Source organism: Streptomyces sp. NEAU-YJ-81 (genome assembly GCF_017592595.1).
Taxonomy (GTDB): Bacteria; Actinomycetota; Actinomycetes; order Streptomycetales; family Streptomycetaceae; genus Streptomyces; species Streptomyces hygroscopicus_B.
On sequence record NZ_JAGFNO010000041.1, the window covers coordinates 34181 to 54986 of the forward strand.

14 protein-coding genes are annotated in these 20806 nt (G+C 71.5%); 3 read left to right on the forward strand and 11 right to left on the reverse strand.

Features of this window, described 5'->3' with window-relative positions; translation table 11 throughout:
- The first annotated feature begins 28 nt into the window (after positions 1–28).
- The 3 genes from J5X86_RS44710 to J5X86_RS44720 all read left to right on the forward strand — a co-directional run bounded on the left by J5X86_RS44710 (position 29) and on the right by J5X86_RS44720 (position 2165).
- On the forward strand, positions 29–1303 hold the full coding sequence (locus J5X86_RS44710) for an amidase (protein WP_208522347.1): 1275 nt from the start codon (positions 29–31) through the stop codon (positions 1301–1303).
- Between the two features lie 36 nt (positions 1304–1339).
- Positions 1340–1648, forward strand: a complete 309-nt coding sequence (locus tag J5X86_RS44715; protein WP_208522348.1) for a hypothetical protein — start codon at positions 1340–1342, stop codon at positions 1646–1648.
- 61 nt (positions 1649–1709) lie between these two features.
- Positions 1710–2165: a peroxiredoxin gene (locus J5X86_RS44720; RefSeq protein ID WP_208522349.1), complete on the forward strand. Its 456-nt coding sequence runs from the start codon at positions 1710–1712 to the stop codon at positions 2163–2165.
- A gap of 217 nt (positions 2166–2382) precedes the next feature.
- Here J5X86_RS44720 and J5X86_RS44725 read toward each other — a convergent pair whose 3' ends face one another.
- The 11 genes from J5X86_RS44725 to J5X86_RS44775 form a co-directional block, all read right to left on the reverse strand.
- A complete protein-coding gene (locus tag J5X86_RS44725; RefSeq protein WP_208522350.1) occupies positions 2383–5313 on the reverse strand; it encodes a glycoside hydrolase family 2 TIM barrel-domain containing protein in 2931 nt (976 codons plus the stop codon).
- Entirely contained in the window at positions 5310–6545 is a 1236-nt protein-coding gene (locus J5X86_RS44730) for an ROK family transcriptional regulator (protein WP_208522351.1), read from the reverse strand. Before J5X86_RS44730 ends, J5X86_RS44725 begins: the two co-directional genes overlap by 4 nt.
- A 206-nt stretch (positions 6546–6751) precedes the next feature.
- Complete coding sequence (locus tag J5X86_RS44735; protein ID WP_208522352.1) at positions 6752–8353, reverse strand: penicillin-binding transpeptidase domain-containing protein; 1602 nt, start codon at positions 8351–8353, stop codon at positions 6752–6754.
- A gap of 48 nt (positions 8354–8401) precedes the next feature.
- Positions 8402–8593 carry a hypothetical protein gene (locus J5X86_RS44740; protein ID WP_208522353.1) on the reverse strand — a complete coding sequence of 64 codons (192 nt, stop codon included), beginning with the start codon at positions 8591–8593 and terminating at the stop codon, positions 8402–8404.
- Between the two features lie 165 nt (positions 8594–8758).
- The gene (locus J5X86_RS44745; protein WP_208522382.1) at positions 8759–9418 is read right to left on the reverse strand and encodes an LUD domain-containing protein; all 660 of its coding nucleotides are present in this window, start codon (positions 9416–9418) and stop codon (positions 8759–8761) included.
- Between the two features lie 119 nt (positions 9419–9537).
- On the reverse strand, positions 9538–11007 hold the full coding sequence (locus tag J5X86_RS44750) for a lactate utilization protein B (protein ID WP_208522383.1): 1470 nt from the start codon (positions 11005–11007) through the stop codon (positions 9538–9540).
- Positions 11008–11122: 115 nt separating this feature from the next.
- The gene (locus J5X86_RS44755; RefSeq protein ID WP_208522354.1) at positions 11123–11875 is read right to left on the reverse strand and encodes a (Fe-S)-binding protein; all 753 of its coding nucleotides are present in this window, start codon (positions 11873–11875) and stop codon (positions 11123–11125) included.
- Positions 11866–13434 carry a rhamnulokinase family protein gene (locus J5X86_RS44760; RefSeq protein ID WP_208522355.1) on the reverse strand — a complete coding sequence of 523 codons (1569 nt, stop codon included), beginning with the start codon at positions 13432–13434 and terminating at the stop codon, positions 11866–11868. The genes J5X86_RS44755 and J5X86_RS44760 overlap by 10 nt, the downstream gene beginning before the upstream one ends.
- A 199-nt stretch (positions 13435–13633) precedes the next feature.
- Entirely contained in the window at positions 13634–15673 is a 2040-nt protein-coding gene (locus J5X86_RS44765; protein WP_208522356.1) for a bifunctional aldolase/short-chain dehydrogenase, read from the reverse strand.
- 561 nt (positions 15674–16234) lie between these two features.
- Positions 16235–17395, reverse strand: coding sequence for an L-rhamnose isomerase (gene rhaI, locus J5X86_RS44770; protein ID WP_208522357.1), 1161 nt, complete (start codon positions 17393–17395; stop codon positions 16235–16237).
- 30 nt (positions 17396–17425) lie between these two features.
- Positions 17426–20629, reverse strand: a complete 3204-nt coding sequence (locus tag J5X86_RS44775) for an alpha-L-rhamnosidase (protein ID WP_208522358.1) — start codon at positions 20627–20629, stop codon at positions 17426–17428.
- Positions 20630–20806 lie beyond the last annotated feature (177 nt).

Here is a 20806-nt window from a genome sequence, read left to right on the forward strand (position 1 = left end):
CGCAGGGGGCGGCGTAGCCTCGGGGGTCATGGACACCTCCTGTGCCACCGCGGCCGCGCGGGTCTGTGACCGGATCGAGGCGGCGGACGGCGAGATACATGCCTTCGTCCCCGAACCCGGCCGCCGTGAGCGGTTATTGCGTGAGGCGCGGATGGCCGATCAGCGGTGGGACGGTTCGGGCGGGCGGCCGGCCTTGTTCGGCGTGCCGGTGGGCGTCAAGGACATCGTGCACGCCGACGGGTTGTCCACGCGGGCCGGTTCGGACGTTCCGGCCGAGGCGCTGGCCGGGCCGCAGGCGTCGCTCGTGGATCGGCTGCGGGCGGCGGGGGCGCTGGTGGCGGGCAAGACCGTCACCGCCGAGTTCGCCGTGACCGCTCCCGGTCCCACCCGTAATCCGCACCATCTCGGCCACACTCCGGGCGGCTCCAGCAGCGGTTCGGCCGCGGCCGTCGCGGCGGGGATGGTGCCGCTGGCGGTCGGGACCCAGACGATCGGTTCGATGATCCGCCCGGCCGCCTACTGCGGGGTCGTCGGCTTCAAGCCGACCCACGGCCGCATCCCCTCCGACGGCGTGATCGCCAACGCCCCGACCTTCGACACCGTGGGCCTCTTCGCCCCCGACGTGGCGACCCTCGCCCCGGCGGCGGCCGTGCTGTGCGACGGATGGCGGCCGTCCGGCGACGGCGGCGCGGCGACGGGGCGGCGGCCGGTGCTCGGCATCCCGCTCGGCCCGTACCTCGACCGCGCCGACGCCGAGGCCAGGAGCTCCTTCGAGGAGCGGGCGGGGCGCTTGGAGGTGGCCGGATTCACGGTCCGCCGCATGCCCTTCCCGGATGACTTCGACCAGGTCAGGGCGGATCAAGTGGTGATCGGCCGTTACGAGTTGGCGCGGACCCACGCCGTATGGTTTCCGCGCTACGCGGAGCGGTACCGCGAGCAGACCGCCGAGGCGATCCGGCAGGGGCAGCGGATCGGCGACGACGCGTACGCCGCGGCGCTGCGCGCCCGTGCCGCCTTCCGCGACCGGCTGGTGGCCGCCATGGACCGGGACGGCATCGACCTGTGGATCACCCCGGCCGCCACGGGCCCCGCGCCGTACGGCCTGCAGAGCACCGGCAACTCCGTGATGAGCCTCCCCTGGAGCTACGCGGGAGTCCCGGCCCTCGCCCTGCCCGCGGGCCGGGCGGCGGGCTCCCTTCCGCTGGGCGTGCAGTGCGTGGCCCGGCCGGGGGCGGACGAGCGATTGCTGGCATGGGCCCTCGATCTGGAGTCGACCCTCGCCGGGTCTTCCCCACCCGTATGATGGGTATCCACTCCCATGTACGGAGTTGGGGACGAGATGAGTGCCACATGGTGGCTTATGCAAGGTGAGGCCGCAGTCGGCGAGTTACGCCAGTACGGGGTCGACCAGCCGGTTTTTCTGTGCCACTTCACGCCGGGACCGGCCTGGGAAGCCGTCCGGGCGCATTTCGAGGCATGGTCCGCGCTGCGCGGACCGGACCCCGACGGAAGCCGTACCGCCCACGTCATCCGGTCCATCATGGACCTCGGGCTGCGGCTGGTCCCCACCGACGACAGCCCCCCGATGACGCTGTTCACCGAATGCATCCTGCGCATCGACGGCCATACCGCCCGGCTGCGCTGCTGACGTGCCGCTGCGCACGTCCGTTTCCCCCGCCGCTCGGGCGGGTGGCGGGTAGCGTGCACCCATGGACATCGGTGATGTGGTCGAGGACTTCGAGCTGCCGGACGAGAACGGCGCCGCCCGTTCACTCAGTGGGCTGCTGGCGGACGGTCCGGTGGTGCTGTTCTTCTATCCGGCGGCCTTCACTCCCGGCTGTACCAAACAGGCGTGCCACTTCCGGGACATCGCGGCGGAGTTCAAGGAACTCGGCGCCCAGCCGGTCGGGGTCAGCGCCGATTCGGTCGAGAAGCAGGCGGAGTTCGCCCATGCGTACTCCTTCGGCTATCCGCTGCTGTCGGATCCGGAGGGGACCGTACGGGAGCGGTTCGGGGTGAAGCGCGGGATCGCGGCGGTGCCGACCAAACGGGTCACCTTTGTGATTGACACCGACCGCAAGGTGCTGGAGATCGTCAAGAGTGAGTTCCGGATGAGCGTGCACGCGGACCGGGCGCTCGAGGCGCTGCGCGACAGAAGCGCGTAAGGCCGCCTGACGCGGCCGCGTACGGCAGGCGGCCGAAAACACGTGCTGGCGGGGGTGGGGGAAGACCCCGTTCTGAGGGGCTCCGCCCTCGAACCCCCGGCGGGGGCAGCCTCTTGGACTGCCCCCGCACTCTTCTGACCAGCGGGCGCGGTGCGGGTGGTGCAGGCGCGTACGGCCCGGGGCCGGTCGCCACGACCGGCCCCGGCCGACGCGAGTGTCAGCTCAGCCGCGAAAACGTGAACGAGAACTCGGCCGGCGCCACGTCCAGGCGGTGCTCGTCCAGCACCCCCGGGCCGCAGGACTGGGTGCCGATGCCCTGCTGCCCGTGGTCCAGGTTCACCCACACCGTCTCGTTCGACGCGTCGAGATCCGGTGTGTGCTCGGCCGCGTCGAGCTGCTCGGTGGTCCAGCGGCGCGCGGTGAACCAGAAGGCCGGCTCGCCCTCGATGCGCACCCCCGAGCCGTCGGGCGCGGTCAGCCGCACCCAGCGGACATCGATCCGGGCGCCGTTCTCCTGCGGGCGGACGTACGGCGTCTGGAGCTCGTCGACCGACAGCGCCCACCGCCCCACCCGCGCGGCGGCACGCGTGTCCGGGTACGCCTCGCCGGGGCCGCCGCCGAACCACTCGGCCTCGCCCAGCGCGGCCGGGACCCCGAGCCGCAGGCCCAGGCGCGGCAGCGGGCAGGTCCACTCGCCCAGCGGGGTGACGGACACCGCCAGGCTCAGCCGTCCGTCCTCATCGGCGGTCCAGCGGTAGACCGTCTCCAGACCGAAGTCGACGGCGGCGGGCGCGACGCGGGTACGGACGGTCAGCGCACCGTCCGGCGTCGTCTCCACCGCGTCGGTCCGGTGCCGCACCCGGTGCAGCCCGAACCGGCGCCAGATCAGGCCCCAGCGCTCGTCCGGCTGCCAGGACGCGCCGTTGTCGTTGTCGGTTGGCGCGCGCCAGATGTCCAGCCGGGGCGGTTCGGTGACGGGCAGCCCGCCGAGCGCCGTCAGGGCGCCGGTGGCCGCGTCGAAGACACCCGGGCCGAGCACGATCCGGTCGCCGTCGCGGCGCGGCGCCTCCCCCGAGGCGAGGGCGCGCACCCGGCCGGTGCCGGGAGCGGCGGCGGGGAACTGGGCCCAGGCCACCGTATGGCCCGCCTCGGCCCATGCCGTCGCCGCCCCGAGCCGCGCCTCGACGGTCCACCGGGTCTCCGCCCCCGCCTCGGCGGCGGGCGGTGCCGGGAGCTTCAGATCGGCGGACTCGCCCGGCGGCAGCGGCTCCACCGCCAGCTCACCCGAGCCGATCGCCTCCCCCTCCGCCTCATAGCTCCAGGAGAAGACGAGATGGGACAGATCGGCGAAGTCATGGCCGTTGGTGATCCGGACCGTGCCCTGTGCCCCGTCGCCCTCGATCCGCACCGGCTCGATGACCTTCTTGTACTCGATCAGCCCCGGGGAGGGGGTGCGGTCGGGGAAGACCAGCCCGTCGCAGACGAAGTTCCCGTCGTGCAGCTCCTCGCCGAAGTCCCCGCCGTACACGTGGTAGAAGCGGCCGTCGGGGGCGCGCCGGGTGAAGCCGTGGTCGATCCACTCCCAGACGAAACCGCCCTGGCAGCGCTCATGTGCCTCGAACAGCCGCTGGTACTCGCCCAGTCCGCCCGGCCCGTTGCCCATGGCGTGCGCGTACTCGCACTGGATGAACGGCAGCGCCCGGCGCTTCGCGTCCAGCTCGGGATCGCCCCACGGCGCCTCGGTGCGCCGGCCGATCTGGTCGACCTCCTCGTGCGGCGCGTACATCCGCGAGTAGACGTCCGTGTCGGCGCAGGACAGATCGCCCTCGTAGTGGATCACCCGGGACGGGTCGCGCTCCCGGATCCAGTCGGCCATGGCGGACAGCCCGCGTCCGGTGCCGCACTCATTGCCCAGCGACCACATCACGATGGACGGGTGGTTCTTGTCGCGCTCGACCATGCGCTCGGCGCGGTCGAGCAGCGCCGGGGTCCAGCGGTCGTCGTCCACCGGGTTGTTCCGCCAGTCCAGGACGCCGAAGCCGTGGGTTTCCAGGTCGCATTCGTCGATCACCCACAGCCCCAGCTCGTCGCAGAGCCCGAGGAAGGCCGGATGCGGCGGATAGTGGCTGGTGCGCACGGCGTTGATGTTGTGCTGCTTCATCAGCACCAGATCGCGGCGCATGGTCGCGAGGTCCACGGCCCGCCCGTTCTCCGGGTGGAACTCATGCCGGTTGACGCCGCGGAAGAGCACCCGCCGCCCATTGATCTTGAGCAGCCCGTCCTCGACCACCACGGTACGGAAGCCCACGCGCAGCGAGACGCTCTCGCCCACGGTGGTCAGCCGCGCCTCGTACAGCCGCGGTGTCTCCGCAGTCCACGGCTCGACGGGGACGGTGGCGCTCTCCCCGGTGGCCAGGTCAAGACCCAGCTCGGGGACGGTGACCCGGCCGCCGGGGTCGGAGTCGATCCGCAGCGTGCCCTCGCCGGTGGTGTGGTCGTACGAGGCGTGGACGAAGTAGTCGGCGAGCGCGCCCTCGGGGCGGTGCTCCAGCGTCACCTCGCGGAAGATGCCGGGCAGCCACCACTGGTCCTGGTCCTCCAGATAGCTCCCGGAGGACCACTGGTGGACGCGGACGGCCAGCACGTTCCCCGACGGCTTGAGCAGACCCCCGACCTCGAACTCATGCGGCAGCCGGCTGCCCTTGAAGGTGCCGAGCTCCTCGCCGTTGAGCCAGACCCGGGCGCATGACTCGACGCCCTCGAAGCGCAGCACCGCCTCCCCGCCCTCCGGCCAGTCGCCGGGCAGGTCGAAGACGCGCAGATGGTCGCCGGTCGGGTTCTCGGCGGGGACGTGCGGCGGATCCACCGGGAAGGGATAGAGCACATTGGTGTAGATCGGCGCCCCGTGGCCGTGCAGCACCCAGTGGCCGGGCACCGGGAGCTCGTCCCAGCCGCGGGCGTCGTAGCCGGGGCGGGCGAAGGAGTCGTCCTCGGCGGTGGCGGTCGGCGACAGCCGGAAGGACCACGTCCCGTTCAGGCTCAGCCGCGCGGCGTCGGAGGATGGGGTCCAGGGGCGGGGCGGCAGCGCTCCCGCACCGGGGGAGACGTCCTCGTAGTAGGGCAGTGGTGTGTGCTGCGTGGAGCTCATCGTTCTCCTCCGCGGTTCCTTGGTGTGGTGCGGCGGTTCTTCAGTCCCACCGACGCGAGCGAGCCCTCCAGGGCGAAGGTCGCCGCGCCGAGGCTCACGGGGTTGGACGGGATCGGGCACAGCACGATCTCGGTGTTCGCCAGCGGGCGGCGCAGCGCGCGCGCCGCCACCGCCGCGCGCACCTCGGCGAGCAGCGGCTCCCCGAGGGCGGCCGCGACCCAGCTGCTGAGCACGATCACTTCCGGGTTGAGCAGATTGATCAGATCGGCGAGGGCGGCGCCGAGATAGCGCGCGGTGGTGTGCACGACCTTTACGGCCACCGGATCGCCTGCCGTAAGGCCCCGGCCGAGCGCCTCGATGGTGGCCGTCTGGTCGTCCGGATGCAGCAGCGGGCTGTCCGGGCTCAGCTCGCGCAGATTCCGCATGATGCCGGGGGCGCCGACATAGGTCTCCACACATCCCTGGTTGCCGCAGTGGCACTGCCGTCCGTCCAGGATGAGGGTGGTGTGCCCCCATTCCCCGGCGCTGTTGCTGACCCCGCGGTGCAGGGTGCCGCCGAGCGCCAGCCCGGCCCCCACGCCCGTACCGAGGTTGACCACCACGGCGTCGTTCCGCCCGCGCGCCGCCCCGAACCACTGCTCGGCCACGGTGCAGGCGCGCAGCGGATTGTCGAGGTGGAGGGGGTAGGGGATGTGCTCGGCCAGCAGCCGCAGCAGCGGGACGTCATGCCAGTCCCAGTTGGGCGCGAAGACCGAGACCCCGCCCTCGCGGTCCACCTGCCCCGGCATGCTGACGCCGACGCCCAGCACCCGGTCCGCGGCCACGCCCGCCTGCCCGACCACCGAGGACACGGCGTCCGCGATACGCGCCACCACCTTGCCCGGGTCGTTCTCCTCCGGGCGCAACTCCTCGTCCGCGCGGGCCAGGACGGTCAGCGCCAGATCGAACAGCTCGACATGGATATACGTCTCCGCCACATCCACGCCGATCAGCGCGGCGCCCGAGGCATTGACCGCGATGAGACCGCGCGGCCGGCCGCCGTCGGAGTCCTCGTAGCCGACCTCGACCAGCATCCCGAGGTCGAGCAGCTCACCGACGAGATTCGCCACGGTGGCCAGGCTCAGCTCGGTCGCGGCGGCCACCTCCTGCCGGGAGACGGGGGATTGGGCGACGATATGGCGCAGCACCCCGTAGCGGTTGGCGGTGCGTATATCGCGGGATGTGCGCTTCACGCCGGAATCCCCTCTGCGCGGGCAGGTGCGGTGCCGTGCTGTGCTCTGGCGGCTGCCGCGCCAGGCTAGAGCGTGGGTCAGACCATGGACAACCCCTTAGCCCAACCCCTGTACGAAGGGTTGAGGCAGCGGGGGAGGCCAGGGGATGGTGGCTTTGAATACCGCGCGTCAGCCGGTTGTGAGTACCGGCTTTGAGTACCGCGCCGTCAGCCAGTTTTGAGTACCTCGCGGACGACGGGCCCGGCGGCATCCCCGCCGTGGCCGCCGCCGGTGACCACGGCGGCGGCTGCCACATCGTTCCGGTAGGCGGTGAACCAGGCGTTGGTCTTGGGCTGGCCGTTGATCTCGGCCGAACCCGTCTTGGCCCCGATGTCGCCGGTGAGCCCGGACATCGCCCGGGCGGCGGTGCCGCTCGTCGCGGTCAGCCGCATCATCGCCCTGAGCTGCGATCTGGTGGCCGGGCTGAGGCTGCGGTCGCTGGTGGCGATCTCGCGGTGGTCGACCGAGCGCGGCACGATGACGGGCTGCTTGAAGGTGCCGGTCTGGGCGGTGGCCGCGACGGAGGCGATGGTGAGCGGGTTCATCTGGACCGTGCCCTGGCCGATCATGGCGGCGGCCTTGTCGTCGCCGCTTCCGTCCGGCACCTCGCCGTCGAAGGTGGTGACGCCCACCCGCCAGTTCAGGCCGAGGCCGAACACGGTCCGCGCCTCCTGGGCCACCGCGCCATCGGGCACGGCCCCGGCGAGCGAGACGAACGCGGTGTTGCAGGACGCCGCGAAGTCCTGCGCGAAGGTGGCGCCGGGGTTCTCGCTGTCCTCGACGTTGTGGAACGTCATGCCCTGTGCGTACGCCGCCGTCTTCGGGCACGGCACCAAGTGGCCCGGGCTGACCTTGCCCGCCTCCAGAAGGGTGGCCGCGGTGACTATCTTGAACGTCGACCCCGGCGCCGTCTGCCCCTGCAGCGCGGCGTTGAACTCGGCCTGGTCGGAGTTGGCCACCGCCAGGATCTCCCCGGTGCTGGGCTTGAGCGCCACCACGGAGGCGCCGTTGCGCGTGGCCACCGCCTTCTCCGCGCGCTTCTGCACCCCGGCGTCGAGGGTGGTGCGCAGTGTGCCCGGCGTGCCCTTCTTCACCACATGAAGCGTCGCTCCGGCGGTCCCGTCGGCCTTGACCGCCGACACCTCCACCCGCGCCGTGCCCCCGGCGTCCGCTCCGTATCTCGCCCGCAGCGCGATCAGTACCGGGTCGAGCGAGGGATAACGGCCCTGCCGCAGCTCCTTGCCGTCGCGGTCCAGCACCCGCACCGGCGGATTGTCCGCCAGATCCGTCCGTACGGACTCATCGGCCGCGAGCTTGGGATGGAGGACCGAGGGCCGCCAGTCGACCAGCGGCTTCTTGGTCGTCCGGCCGCGCACCACGGTCAGCCGCGATGCGTACGTCCAGCTCGAACGGGTCTTGTCGAAGACCACTTCGGCCTTGACGGTGAACGGCACCATGGTGCCCCGCGCCGTGCCCGGGGTGACCGTCACCTTCCGCACATGGCCGTCGTCGCGATAGCCGCTCAGCGCGCCGATGGCCGCCTCGGCGTCGTTGGTCAGCCCGGCGGCCAGCATGTCATTGCCGTCCGCCCATGCGTCCAGGAATTCCCGGGCGGTCCGCCGGGTCTCGTCCGCGGTCACCGGACCGTCATGGGCCGCGGTGGTATCGCCGCCGGTCACGCCCGTGTAGAGGTTGTATCCGCCGTACCCGGCGACGCCCAGAAGCCCCGCCGCCACCGCTCCGAAGACGACCTTGCCCACAGCCCCCATGGCGTCCCCCGCTTTTCAGATGTGGTCGGCTCGTGCCGCTCGTGCCGCTCAGGCGGCCTTCTCCACCTCGCCGCGCAGCGCCCGTGTGTAGATCTTCAGCAACCGGCTGTACTCGGCCCGCTCCGAAGGCCGCAGTGCCCGGCCTGCCCGGGCCCGCAGAAAGACGCGAATCGCCTCGTTGGCCTGGTCGGTGGAGGAGGTGGTCAGTAAGGCAGGTTGTTGAGTAGGAGTGGGACGCATGCCATAAGAGTAGAGGCCCCTACCGACAACGGCATCGGCGTAAACCGCCCAACTGCGGTGTTACCGGCGGTATGTGAGGAAGACCGCATCGCCTGCGCGGGTGTTCCTTCGCCTGCCCCTATGGCATATGCCCCGGCGTGGCCCGGGTATGCGTCCCGTGCCTTGTCAGCTCTGACCAGCGGTTTCCGGCCCGGCCGGCGGCCCTGCGAGGACCACTTCGAGGGTGCGGGGGCCGTGGACGCCTTCGACGCGGTCGAGTTCGATGTCACTTGTCGCGGACGGGCCCGAGATCCAGGTCAACGGGCGGCCCGGATCCAGGCGTTCAAGGCCCTCGGGGACGGAGTCCACTACCTGGTCGGGCACCCGGATGACGCAGATGTGGTGGTCGGGAACCAGGGTGATGCGGCGGCGGCCCTGGTCGGGGGCCGCGTCCAGGACCACGGTGCCGGTCTCGGCGATGGCCACCGCGCAGGCCGTCACCACGCTGGAGACCGCGTCCAGATCGTGCGGCGTCAGCTCCGCCGTGTCCGGGACCCGGCGCACCGCGTCGGGGACGGCGGACAGCCAGGAGTCGGGAAGGCCGGGGGGTACGGCCACGCTGGTCGCGCCGCGATCGGCGAGGAGGCGGGCGATCAGGGCGGGGAGGGAGGGGGCGTCGGCCCGGTGGACGATCGCGCGGTAGTCGGCCAGGTGCTCGGCGAGGAGGTCCACGGTTTCGGTGGGGGTGCGGTCGCCGTGGACGCGGTGGTAGGTGCGCTCGACCGGCACCGCGTCGGGCGTCTCGGCGCGCGGTACATCGGCCAGGGCGCGGCGGATACGGGCCATGACCAGGGCGCGGGAGCCGGGGCTCTGGGTGTCGGGGGCCTCGGTGCTGTGGACGCCGGGGTTCTGGGTGCTTCGGGTGCCGGAGTGCTGGGTGCTTTGGCTGCCGGGGTCTTGCGGGGTCATGTCGTCTTCCTTCCCTCCGTGCCGCTCTCGCCCCGGGTGCGTTGCCACCAGTCGCGGAACGACTCCTCCGGCACCTTCGGCAGCTCCCGCGTATCGCTCCACGCCCGCCCCGGACCGGGCAGTCGGCGCGGATGGAACCGGCGGGTGCGGGAGGCCAGGCGCTGGCCGGTGCGCAGCACCCGGGGGTGGTCCAGGGCCCAGCGGGCGGCGCGCATCGCGGCGCGCTCGGCCGCGTGGCCCTTGGCGGGCTTGATGACGGTGCGGGTGCCACGGATGGAGACGGGGCCGCCCTCGACCACGCGCTCACGGAGGTGCACCAGGACCTCCGGGATGTCGATGGCGACCGGGCACACCTCGTAGCACGCCCCGCACAGGGACGACGCGTACGGGAGGGAAGCGTCCAATTCGCTCTGGATGCCGCGCAGTTGAGGGGTGAGGATCGCGCCGATCGGTCCCGGATACGCCGATCCGTAGGCATGGCCGCCCGCCCGCTCGTACACCGGGCACACATTGAGACACGCCGAGCAGCGGATGCAGCGCAGCGCCTGGCGGCCCACGGTGTCCGCGAGGGTGTCGGTACGGCCGTTGTCCAGGAGGACGAGGTGGAAGGTGCGGGGCCCGTCCGCGTCCGTGGTGCCGGTCCAGGTGGAGGTGTACGGGTTCATCCGCTCGGCGGTCGAGGAGCGGGGCAGGAGCTGAAGGAAGACCTCCAGGTCCTGGAAGGTGGGGACCACCTTCTCGATGCCGACGACGGAGATCAGCGTCTCGGGGAGGGTCAGGCACATCCGGCCGTTGCCCTCGGACTCCACGACCACGAGTGTGCCGGTCTCCGCGACCATGAAGTTGGCGCCGGAGATCCCCACCTTGGCGTTCAGGAACTTCTCGCGGAGGTGCAGCCGCGCGGCCTCCGCCAGATCGGCGGGCGCGTCGGTCAGCCCCTCCGGGGCCGGGCGGCCCCACTCGGCCATCTTCTCCGCGAAGATGTCGCGGATCTCGCCGCGGTTGCGGTGGATCGCCGGGACCAGGATGTGCGACGGGAGGTCGTCGCCGAGCTGCACGATCAGCTCGGCGAGATCGGTCTCGTACGCCGTGATCCCGGCGGTGGCGAGGGCGCCGTTCAGACCGATCTCCTGCGTGGCCATCGACTTGACCTTGACGACCTCGCGCTCGCCCGTCGCCTGCACCAGCTCGGTGACGATCCGGTTCGCCTCGTCCCCGTCCGCCGCCCAGTGGACGTGCCCGCCGGCCGCCGTGACCGCGCTCTCCAACTGCTCCAGATAGTGGTCGAGATGGCGCAGCGTACGGTCCTTGATGGCCGCGCCCGCGGCGCGCAGCGGCGACCAGTCGTCCAGTTCGGCCACCGCCGTGGCCCGCTTGGCGCGGATCGTGTGGGTGGCGTGGCGGAGGTTGGCGCGTAGCTGGGTGTTCCGGGTCGAGGCGTCGGCCGCCGCCGGGAAAGCGGGCATCCCCAGGTAGGTGGCTTGGTGGGTTCCGCTCACCAGTCGTTTCCTTCCCTATGGGGTTCGCACACCTGATGGTGTCCGCTCGCCTGATGGCCTGCCTTCACCTGGCGGTGTCCGCTCACCAGACGTTTCCTTCCGTGCTGGCCAGGATCTCGGCGATGTGGACGGGGCGGACCGTGGAGCCCTGGCGGGCGAGTGTGCCGCCGATGTGCATCTGGCAGGAGTTGTCGACCGTGCACACGGCCTCGGCGCCGGTCGCCGTGATGTTGCGCGCCTTGTCCGCGCCCATGGCCGCCGAGACGGCCGCGTTCTTGACGGCGAACGTACCGCCGAAGCCGCAGCACTCGTCGGCGCCCGGCAGCTCCACCAGGTTCAGCCCCTGCACGGCGGCGAGGAGCGACCGCGGGCGGTCGCCGAGCCCCAGCATCCGCAGCCCGTGGCAGGTGGGGTGGTAGGTCACGGTGTGCGGGTAGTACGCGCCGACGTCGGTGACCTTCAGGACGTCGGTGAGGAATTCGGTGAGCTCGTACGTCTTGGGGACGGCCTCGGCCGCCGCGTCCGCGAGCTCTTGGCCACGACCCTCGGCGGCGGCCTTGGCGCCGATCCGGGGGTAGTTGTCTCGCACCATCGCCGCGCACGAACCCGAGGGGGCCACCACGTAGTCGTAGTCGCGGAACGCGGCTGCGTAGCGGCGCACCAGCGGTTCGGTCTCGTGGCGGTAGCCGGTGTTGAACTGCGGCTGGCCGCAGCAGCTCTGCCCCTCCGGGAAGCCGACCTCCACGCCGAGCCGTTCGAGGAGCGTGACCACGGCCCGGCCGGTGTGTGGATAGAGGGTGTCGTTGACGCAGGTGATGAAGAGCGCTACGCGCACGGTTCCTCCTCGTCGCCCAGGCCGGTGGCGGCCCTTGTGACCTGTGCGTCGCCCAGCCGGGCGGCTGCCCGGTCCCACGCCGAATGATCACCTGTGGGCTCATACTGCCTCAGTGGCTGGGTGCTGTGAAGCAGCGAGCGCAATTCTGGCAAACCACCGGTGATCGCTCCGGCCGCCCGGGCCTGGACCAGTACGTTTCCGAGGGCCGCCGCCTCGGCCGGGCCCGCGATGACGGGGAGCCCGCAGGCGTCGGCGGTGAGCTGGCACAACAGCGCGTTGTGCACACCGCCGCCGACGATGTGGACGGTGCGGACCGTACGGCCGGACAGCCGCGCGGCGTCGTCGATCGCGCGGCGGTGGGCCAGGGCGAGGGAGTCCAGGACGCAGCGGGTGGTCTCGGCCGGGGTACGGGGGACGGGCTGGCCCGTGCGGCGGCAGGCGTCGGCGATGCGGTCGGGCATGTGGTGCGGGGCGATGAAGGCGGGGTCGCCGGCGTCGACCACGGAGCGGAGAGGGGTGGCTTGGGCTGCCTCTCGGAGGAGCGCGGTGAGGTCCTCCGTCTGGGTGGCTTGGGTGCCATGGGCGGCTTGGCGGGCTGTGTTGCCTTGGGCCTCCCAGGCGCGGACGCACTCCTGGAGCATCCACAGCCCCATGATGTTGCGCAGATAGCGGACCGTGCCGTCCACGCCCAGCTCATTGGTGAAGTTGGCCGCGCGGCTCGCCTCCGTGAGCACCGGCGCGTCCAGCTCCAGCCCGGCGAGGGACCACGTGCCGGTGGCGATGTACGCGAAGTCGGGCGTGGTGGCCGGGACGCCGACGACGGCGGACGCGGTGTCGTGCGAGCCGACGGCGGTCACGGGGAGGGGGGTGGTGAGGCCCGTCTCGGCGAGAACTTCCTGGCGCAGGGTTCCGGCGGGGTCGCCCGGGTGGCGCAGGGGAGGGAAGAGCGTCAGATCGATGCCCAGGGCCCGCGCGACGGGAGTGGCCCAGTCGCGGGTGCGGGGGTCGATGAGCTGGGTGGTGGAGGCGTTCGTCAGCTCGGTGCCGGGCTCGCCGGTCAGCCAGTACGAGATGAGGTCGGGGATGAGGAGGAGGCGGTGGGCGGCGGTGAGGGCGGGGGTGCCCTGGGCCGAGATGAGCTGGTAGATGGTGTTGAAGGGGAGGTGCTGGATGCCGGTGGCGGCGTAGAGGGCCTGGGGCGAGAGCGCTTCCGCGACCTTTTCGGCCGCGCCGGTGGTGCGGGCGTCGCGGTAGTGCACGGGGTTGGCGAGGAGGGTGCCGTCGGCGGCGAGTAGGCCGTAGTCCACGGCCCAGGTGTCGATGCCGATGCTGGTCAGGGGGTGTGGGGCGCTGTTCGCTGCTGCCTTCAGGCCGTTCAGGATGCCCTGGTAGAGCGACAGGATGTCCCAGTGCAAGGTGCCGAGGACGCGGACCGGGCTATTGGGGAAGCGGTGCACCTCGTGGAGGGTCAGGCGTTCGGGGGCGACCTCACCGACGATGACGCGCCCGCTGGACGCACCGAGGTCTACGGCGGCGAAGCGGTGCTCTTTGGTGGACACGTGGACCTCGTGGTGGGTGGGGTGCGTGGGTGGTTGCTGTGGTTCGTCGGGGCGGGGGCCGGGGCCTCCGGGGCGGGGTCCTGGACCGTATTTACGGCGCCATTGACCGGAGACGTTGAGTGGGCCGGAGATCGGCGCCACAAATACACGTAAGCGTCCAGGACCCCACCCCTGCGACCCCGCCCCCCTCACGCGCGTGTCAGCGCAGGAACGCCGCCGCGACCCCTGCGTCGACGGGGATGTGCAGACCCGTGGTGTGGGTCAGGTCGCCGCCTACGAGCGTGAAGACCGCGTTCGCCACGTGGGTTGGGAGTACTTCGTGCTTGAGCAGGGTGCGTTGGGCGTAGAACTCGCCCAGCTTCTCCTCGGGGACGCCGTAGACGGCGGCGCGTTGCGCGCCCCAGCCGCTTGCGAAGATGCCGGAGCCCTGGACTACGCCGTCAGGATTCACGCCGTTTACGCGGATGCCGTGTTGGCCCAACTCGGCTGCGAGGAGGCGGACTTGGTGTGCCTGGTCGGCCTTGGTCGCGGAGTACGCGATGTTGTTCGGGCCCGCGAATACGGCGTTCTTGGAGGTGATGTACACGATGTCGCCGCCCATGTTCTGGGCGATGAAGGTCCGTGCCGCTTCGCGAGAGGCCAGGAAGCTGCCTCGGGCCATGATGGTGTGCTGGAGGTCCCAGTCGTGGGTCGTTGTTTCGAGGAGCGGTTTGGAGATGCTGATCCCGGCGTTGTTGACCAGGATGTCCACCCCGCCGAAGTCCAGCGCTGCCTGAGCGAACGCCGCCTTGATCTGCTCTTCCGAGGTGACGTCGGCGGTTACGGCGGTGGCCTTGTCCGGGCCGCCCAGTTCTTGGGCCACGGTGTGCGCTGATTCCGTGTTCAGGTCTGCCACGACGACGCACGCGCCCTCGGCCACCAGGCGGTGGGCGATCGCCTTGCCGATGCCTGAGCCGGCGCCGGTCACCAGGGCGATGCGGGTGGCGAGGGGCTTCGGCTTCGGCATGCGCTGGAGCTTGGCCTCTTCCAGCGCCCAGTACTCGATGCGGAACTTCTCCGACTCCTCGATGGGGGAGTAGGTGGAGACCGCTTCCGCGCCGCGCATGACGTTGATGGCGTTGACGTAGAACTCGCCTGCCACGCGGGCGGTTTGCTTGTCCTTGCCGTAGCTGAACATCCCGACGCCGGGGATCAGCACGATGGCAGGATCCGCGCCGCGCATGGGAGGGGAGTCGGGGGTGGCGTGGTTGTTGTAGTAGGCCGCGTAGTCGGTGCGGTACGCGGCGTGGAGTTCCTTGAGGCGGTCGATCGTCGTGTCGAGGGGCGCGTCCGGGGGGAGGTCCAGGACCAGGGGGCGGACCTTCGTACGGAGGAAATGGTCCGGGCAGGAGGTGCCGAGGGCCGACAGGCGTGGGTGTTCGGCGCGGGAGACGAAGTCCAGGACGGTGTCGTTGTCCGTGAAGTGGCCCACCTGGGGGCGGTCCGTGGAGGCCAGGCCGCGGATCACGGGGGCCAGGGCGGCCGCGCGGGCGCGGCGCTCGGACTCGGGGAGCGTGGGGTGGACGACGGGGCCGAACGGGTCCGCCTTGCCGCGTGCGGTGAGGAACTCCTCGGCGGTGCGGATGATGCGGAGGGAGTTCGCCTCGCACTCGGCGGAGGTGTCGCCCCAGGCGGTGATGCCGTGGCCGCCGAGGATGCAGCCGATGGCCTGGGGGTTGGCCCTTTTGATGGCGGCGATGTCCAGGCCCAGTTGGAAGCCGGGGCGGCGCCAGGGCACCCACACGACGTGGTTGCCGAAACACTCCTTGGTGAGCGCCTCGCCGTCGGCCGCGCAGGCGAGGGCGATGCCGGAGTCGGGGTGGAGGTGGTCGACGTGCGCGGCGTCGACCAGGCCGTGCATGGCGGTATCGATGGACGGCGCGGCCCCGCCCTTGCCGTGCAGGCAGTAGTCGAAGGCCGCGACCATCTCGTCCTCGCGCTCCACCCCCGGGTAGACCTCGGTGAGCGCGCGAAGCCGGTCCAGACGGAGTGCGGCAAGGCCGGAGTGAGTGAGGGTGCCCAGATCGCCACCGGAGCCCTTGACCCACATCAGCTCGACGTCCTGGCCCGTGACGGGGTCGGTCGCGGTGCCCTTGGCGGAGGTGTTTCCGCCCGCGTAGTTGGTATTGCGGGGGTCGGCGCCGAGGCGGTGCGAGCGCTCCAGGAGCGTGGCCGCCTCGGGGTGGGGTTCTGCGGTCATGTCGTCCTCTTTGTGTGGACCGGTCTCAGCGGGTTTCGGTGGCGGCGGGAGGCGTGTCCCGCAGGGGTGCGCTTGGGGGCCGATAGTGGTCGGGGGCGGCGCCAAGGGGTTCGCGTGTTTGGGGCGGCTGTCTGAGGTGTTCGGGCGGGCTCCGGCGAGTTCGGGTCGGAGTCCCTGAAGTTCGGGGCAGCGCCCCGGGCTGTGGGGGCGAACCTCTGGGGCCCGGGTCGGAGTCCCGCGTGTTTGGGATGGCTGTCTGGGGTGTTCGGGTGGAGCCTCGTCGGGTTTGGGGCGGAGCCCCTGGGGTTTGGGGTAGTGCCCCGGGGTTTGTGGCTTCGCCCCGGGAGTTCGGGGCGAGCCCCGCGGGTTCGGGGCGGTTTCCCGGCGAGTTCGGGTGGAGCCCCGTCGGGTTCGGTGCCGAGCCCAGGGGTCCGGGGTAGCGCCCCGGGGTTCGGGGCAGCGCCCCAGGGGGTGCGGGGCGCAGCCCCGGGTTCCCGGGGGCCCGGGGGCTTGCCCCCGGTTTCGGGAAGGGGCGGGGTGGGGAAGGGCCCGCCGCAGGCGCTACGCCCCCCCCCCCGCCTGCTGCCCACCCACCCGCTCCGAAACGATCCGCTCCGCCCACCCCGAGCCCCGGTACGCCGCCATCGGGTCGGGGTCGATGCCCAGTTCCTCGCGGACCTCGGCAAGCAGCGGCCGTACGTCCGTGTTGTAGGCGTCCATCAGCACCGCGTTGGCGCCGAGCACGTCGCCCGTGCGCTGGGCGGCGGCCAGGGCGTCACCGTCGACCAGGAGGGCCTTGGCCGTCGCTTCCTGGACGTTCATGACGGAACGGATGATCGCCGGAATCTTGGGCTCGATGTTGTGGCACTGGTCGAGCATGAAGGCGACCCCCGAGGTCAGCCCGCCGCCGCGGACCACCTCGTACATGATGCGGAAGAGCTGGAAGGGGTCGGCGGCGCCCACCATGAGGTCGTCGTCCGCGTAGAAGCGGGAGTTGAAGTCGAAGGCGCCGAGCTTCTTCTCGCGCAGGAGGAGGGCGACGATGAACTCGATGTTGGTGCCGGGGGCGTGGTGGCCGGTATCGACGCAGACCTGCGCCTTGGGGCCGAGCTTCAGGCAGTGGGCGTAGGCGGTGCCCCAGTCCGGGACGTCCGTGGTGTAGAAGGCGGGCTCGAAGAACTTGTACTCCAGCAGCATGCGCTGGTCGTCGCCGAGGCGGTCGTAGACGGCGCTCAGGGCCTCGGCGAGGCGGTCCTGACGGGCCGCGATGTCGTCCTGGCCGGGGTAGTTCGTGCCGTCGGAGAACCAGAGCTTGAGGTCGCTGGAGCCCGTGGCGTCCATGATGTCGACGCACTCCAGGAGGTGGTCCAGCGCCTTGCGGCGGACCGCCGGGTCGGGGTGGGTGACCGAGCCCAGCTTGTAGTCGTCGTCCTGGAAGACGTTGGAGTTGATGGCGCCGAGTTTCAGGCCGCGTTCCTCCGCGTACTTGGCGAGCGCCCCGTAGTCCTCGACCCGGTCCCAGGGGATGTGGAGGGCGACGGTGGGCGCCACTTTGGTGAAGGCGTGCACCTGGGCGGCGTCGTCCAGCTTCTCCTGGGGGGAGCGCGGCACACCGGGCTGGGCGAAGACCTTGAACCGGGTTCCGGAGTTGCCGTACGCCCATGACGGCGTCTCGACCGCCTGGCTCTTGAGGGCCGCCTTCACGGCTGGAACGTCAGACATGAATCTCCTTCATGAAACGATTCAAGAAACCTAGTCGCGCGGTCGGCCACGCGTCAAGAAGTGGTGGGTCCCCGAGCCCACGGCGAACACCGCGCAGCCGTCCGCCATGCGCAGGAGGCGGCCCCCGCGACGGGTCACGTCCGATGCGCGGCGTGCGGGGACCCAGATCTGTGCGGTGGTGTTGACGGGGATGGACATCGTGAGGGTGAAGTCCTCGCCCTGGGACCAGCGGGTGGTGACCGGGCCGAAGAGGGAGTCGTAGCGGCCCTCGGCGGAGCGCACTTCGCCGCCGGGGCGGGGCCGGATGAGGATCTCGCGGAAGCCGGGGGCGGCGGGGGCGATCCCGGTGATGTTCTGGTACATCCACTCGCCGACCGAGCCGTAGGCGTAGTGGTTGAACGAGTTCATCCCGACGTCCTGGAAGCTCCCGTCCGGCTTGATGGAGTCCCAGCGCTCCCACATCGTGGTGGCGCCCCGGTCGATCTGGTACCCCCAGGAGGGGAATGTGCGCTGGTGGAGCAGGCGGTAGGCGACGTCGGTGTGACCGGTCTCGGTGAGGGTGGGGAGCAGCCGCGGGGTGCCGAGGAAGCCGGTGGACAGATGCCAGTCGCGGTCCTGGATGAGGGCCACGAGCCGGTCGGCGGCGGGTTTGCGGAGGGCGGCGGGGAGCAGGTCCATGGAGAGCGCCAGGACGTACGCGGTCTGGGTGTCGCCCTTGATCCTGCCGTCGGCGGAGACATAGGCGCGGTTGAAGGCCGTCTTGATGCGGGCCAGGAGGTCTTCGTACGGGGCCGGGTCCTCGTCCAGGACCTGTGCGGTGCGGGCGACGAGGTCGGTGGCGTGGGCGAAGTAGGCGGTGGCGATGACGTCCTTGGGGGTCTCCGCCTCGACGCTGAGCCAGTCGCCGTAGCCCTCGGCGGGCCGCAGCAGGCCGGTGCTGTGCTGCTCCAGATAGGTGATCCAGCGGCGCATGGCCGGCCAGTTCTCGCGCAGCACCTGGGTGTCGCCGTACGCCTGGTAGAGGTTCCAGGGCACGGTCACCCCGGCGTCGCCCCAGCCCGCGACGCCGTCGCCGACGTCGCCGAGGTTGGGTGCCACATTGGGGAAGGAGCCGTCGTCGGTCTGGCCGTCGCGCATGTCCTGGAGCCACTTGGTGAGGAAGCGGGCGGACTCCATGGCGTAGGCGGCGGTGCTGGAGAACACGTTGATGTCGCCGGTCCAGCCGAGCCGTTCGTCCCGCGCGGGGGTGTCGGTGGGGATGGACAGGAAGTTGCCGCGCAGGCCCCAGGTGATGTTGGAGTGGAGCTGGTTGAGCATCGCCGAGTCGGTGTGGAAGGACATGGTGAACGGCGCGGCGGTGTGCATGACCCGGCCCGTGACCGCGTCGAGGGAGGGCTTTCCGGGGTAGCCGGTGACCTCGACGTAGCGGAAGCCGTGGAAGGTGAAGCGCGGCTCGTAGGTCTCGGAGCCGCCGCCCTTGAGGGTGTACGTGTCGACGGGGCGGGCGGTGCGCAGGTTGGCCGTATAAGCGGTGCCGTCCGGGTTGAGCACCTCGGCGTGGCGGATCCGGATCTTCCGGCCGGCCGGGCCCGAGACGGTGAGGCGGACGCTGCCGACCATGTTCTGGCCCAGGTCGAAGAGGTGGACGCCGGGGGCGGGTTCGGTGACCTTGACGGGCTTGATCTCGCGTTCCACGCGGGTCGGGGCGTCCGTCTGGGCCACGACCTCGGCGGTGATGTCCGTGGCCGTGACGGCGGGCTGCCAGCCGGTGTCGTCGAAGCCCGGTGAGGACCAGCCCGGGGTCTCCTTACGGGCGTCGTACTCCTCGCCCATCAGCACGTCGGCCGTCAGCAGCGGACCGGCGGCCGCGCGCCACTGCTGGTCGGTGGTGATGCGCTCGGTGCTGCCGTCGGCGTACACGACCTCCAACTGGGCGAGCAGGGCGGGGTGGTCGCCGTACTGGGCCTGGCCGAGCCAGGCGATGTTCCCGGCGTACCAGCCGGGGGCGAGGGTCACACCGAGGGCGTTGGCCCCGCGCTGGAGGGCGTCGGTGACGTCATAGGTCTGGTACGCCACCCGCTTGCGGTAGTCGGTCCAGCCGGGCGCCAGTTGGTCGCGGCCGACGCGAACGCCGTTGAGGTGCGCTTCGTAGAGGCCCAGTGCCGTGGAGTAGAGCCGGGCGCGCGCGACGGGCTTGGTGAGCCGGAAGGTGCGGCGCAGTTGGGCGGGGGCCTGGAGGGGGAGCACCCTGCCCCAGGGCCCACTGCCCCAGGCGGCCAGCTTCTTGGCGGTGGCCCAGCCGCTGTCGTCGAAGTCCGGGGCCGGCCAGGCGGCGGGGGGTTTCGCGTCGGTCGTGCGCCAAGTGGCGTCCGTGTGGTGGTGGGTGGTGGTGCCGTCCTCGGTGGTGAGCTCCAGGGTGGCCAGCAGCCCCGCCGGGCCCTTCTCGGCGTTGGTGGCCGAGATGGCGAGGGTGGCGGCGCCCCGGTCCAGGAATTCGGTGACGTCGACGGTGGCCGGGTGGCTCCATGCCTTGAGCACGCCCAGCGCCTCGCGGGCGGCTACCTCCGTGCCGTTCACATAGGCGGTGAAGCCGTCGTCGGCCGCCACCACCAGCCGGGCGCGCCGGACGGTGCCCGTGGCCTGAACCGCGGCGCGGAACCACCGGGTGGCCGCCGGGGCCTCGGTGGCCGGATCCCCTTCGGGGAACCAGATCCAGGAGGCGCCGTCCAGGGCCGGGGGCGTGGTCAGCGCGGCGGGCGCGGTGATCCAGCGCGCCTGCCACTGCCCGTCGCCCAGCAGCCCGGTCTCCCACCAGGCGGGAGCGGACCACGGGGAGGGGCGGCCGTGGTCGTCCCAGACCCGCACCGACCAGTGGTACCGGGTGCGCGGACGCAGGGCCGGACCGTCGTAGGGGACCAGGACCGATTGGTGCGAGGTCTGCTTGCCGCTGTCCCAGACGTCGGGGTCGCCGAGCCGGTCGGGGGAGGTGGCGACCCGGATGTGGTACGCGCTCTGCGACTGGTCGCGGGCGTCCGAGTCGAGGATCCAGCTCAGGCGGGGGCGGGGGGTGTCGAGGCCGAGCGGGTGGGGCGCGTACTCCACCGTCGTGCTCCGGACCCGCAGCCCGGCGGTGGGGCGGTCCTCGGCGGCGGCGGACGGGGTGAGGGCGGGCAGGCCCGTGAGGGCCGTGCCGGTGGCGGCGGTGGTGGCGAGCAGGTGGCGTCTGCTGATCATGGGCTTCCTCCAGGGACGGCTGGATGAGAACGATCGATGAAAACGATTCAACCCAAGGCGCCTGGACCGTAGGGCCGCGGCTCGGGGCGCGTCAAGGGGGCTGAAACGATGCGGGTATATCCCGTGCACACCCCCTTGACGACCGCATGGGGCGCGGCTAGCTTCCCGGAATCCGGC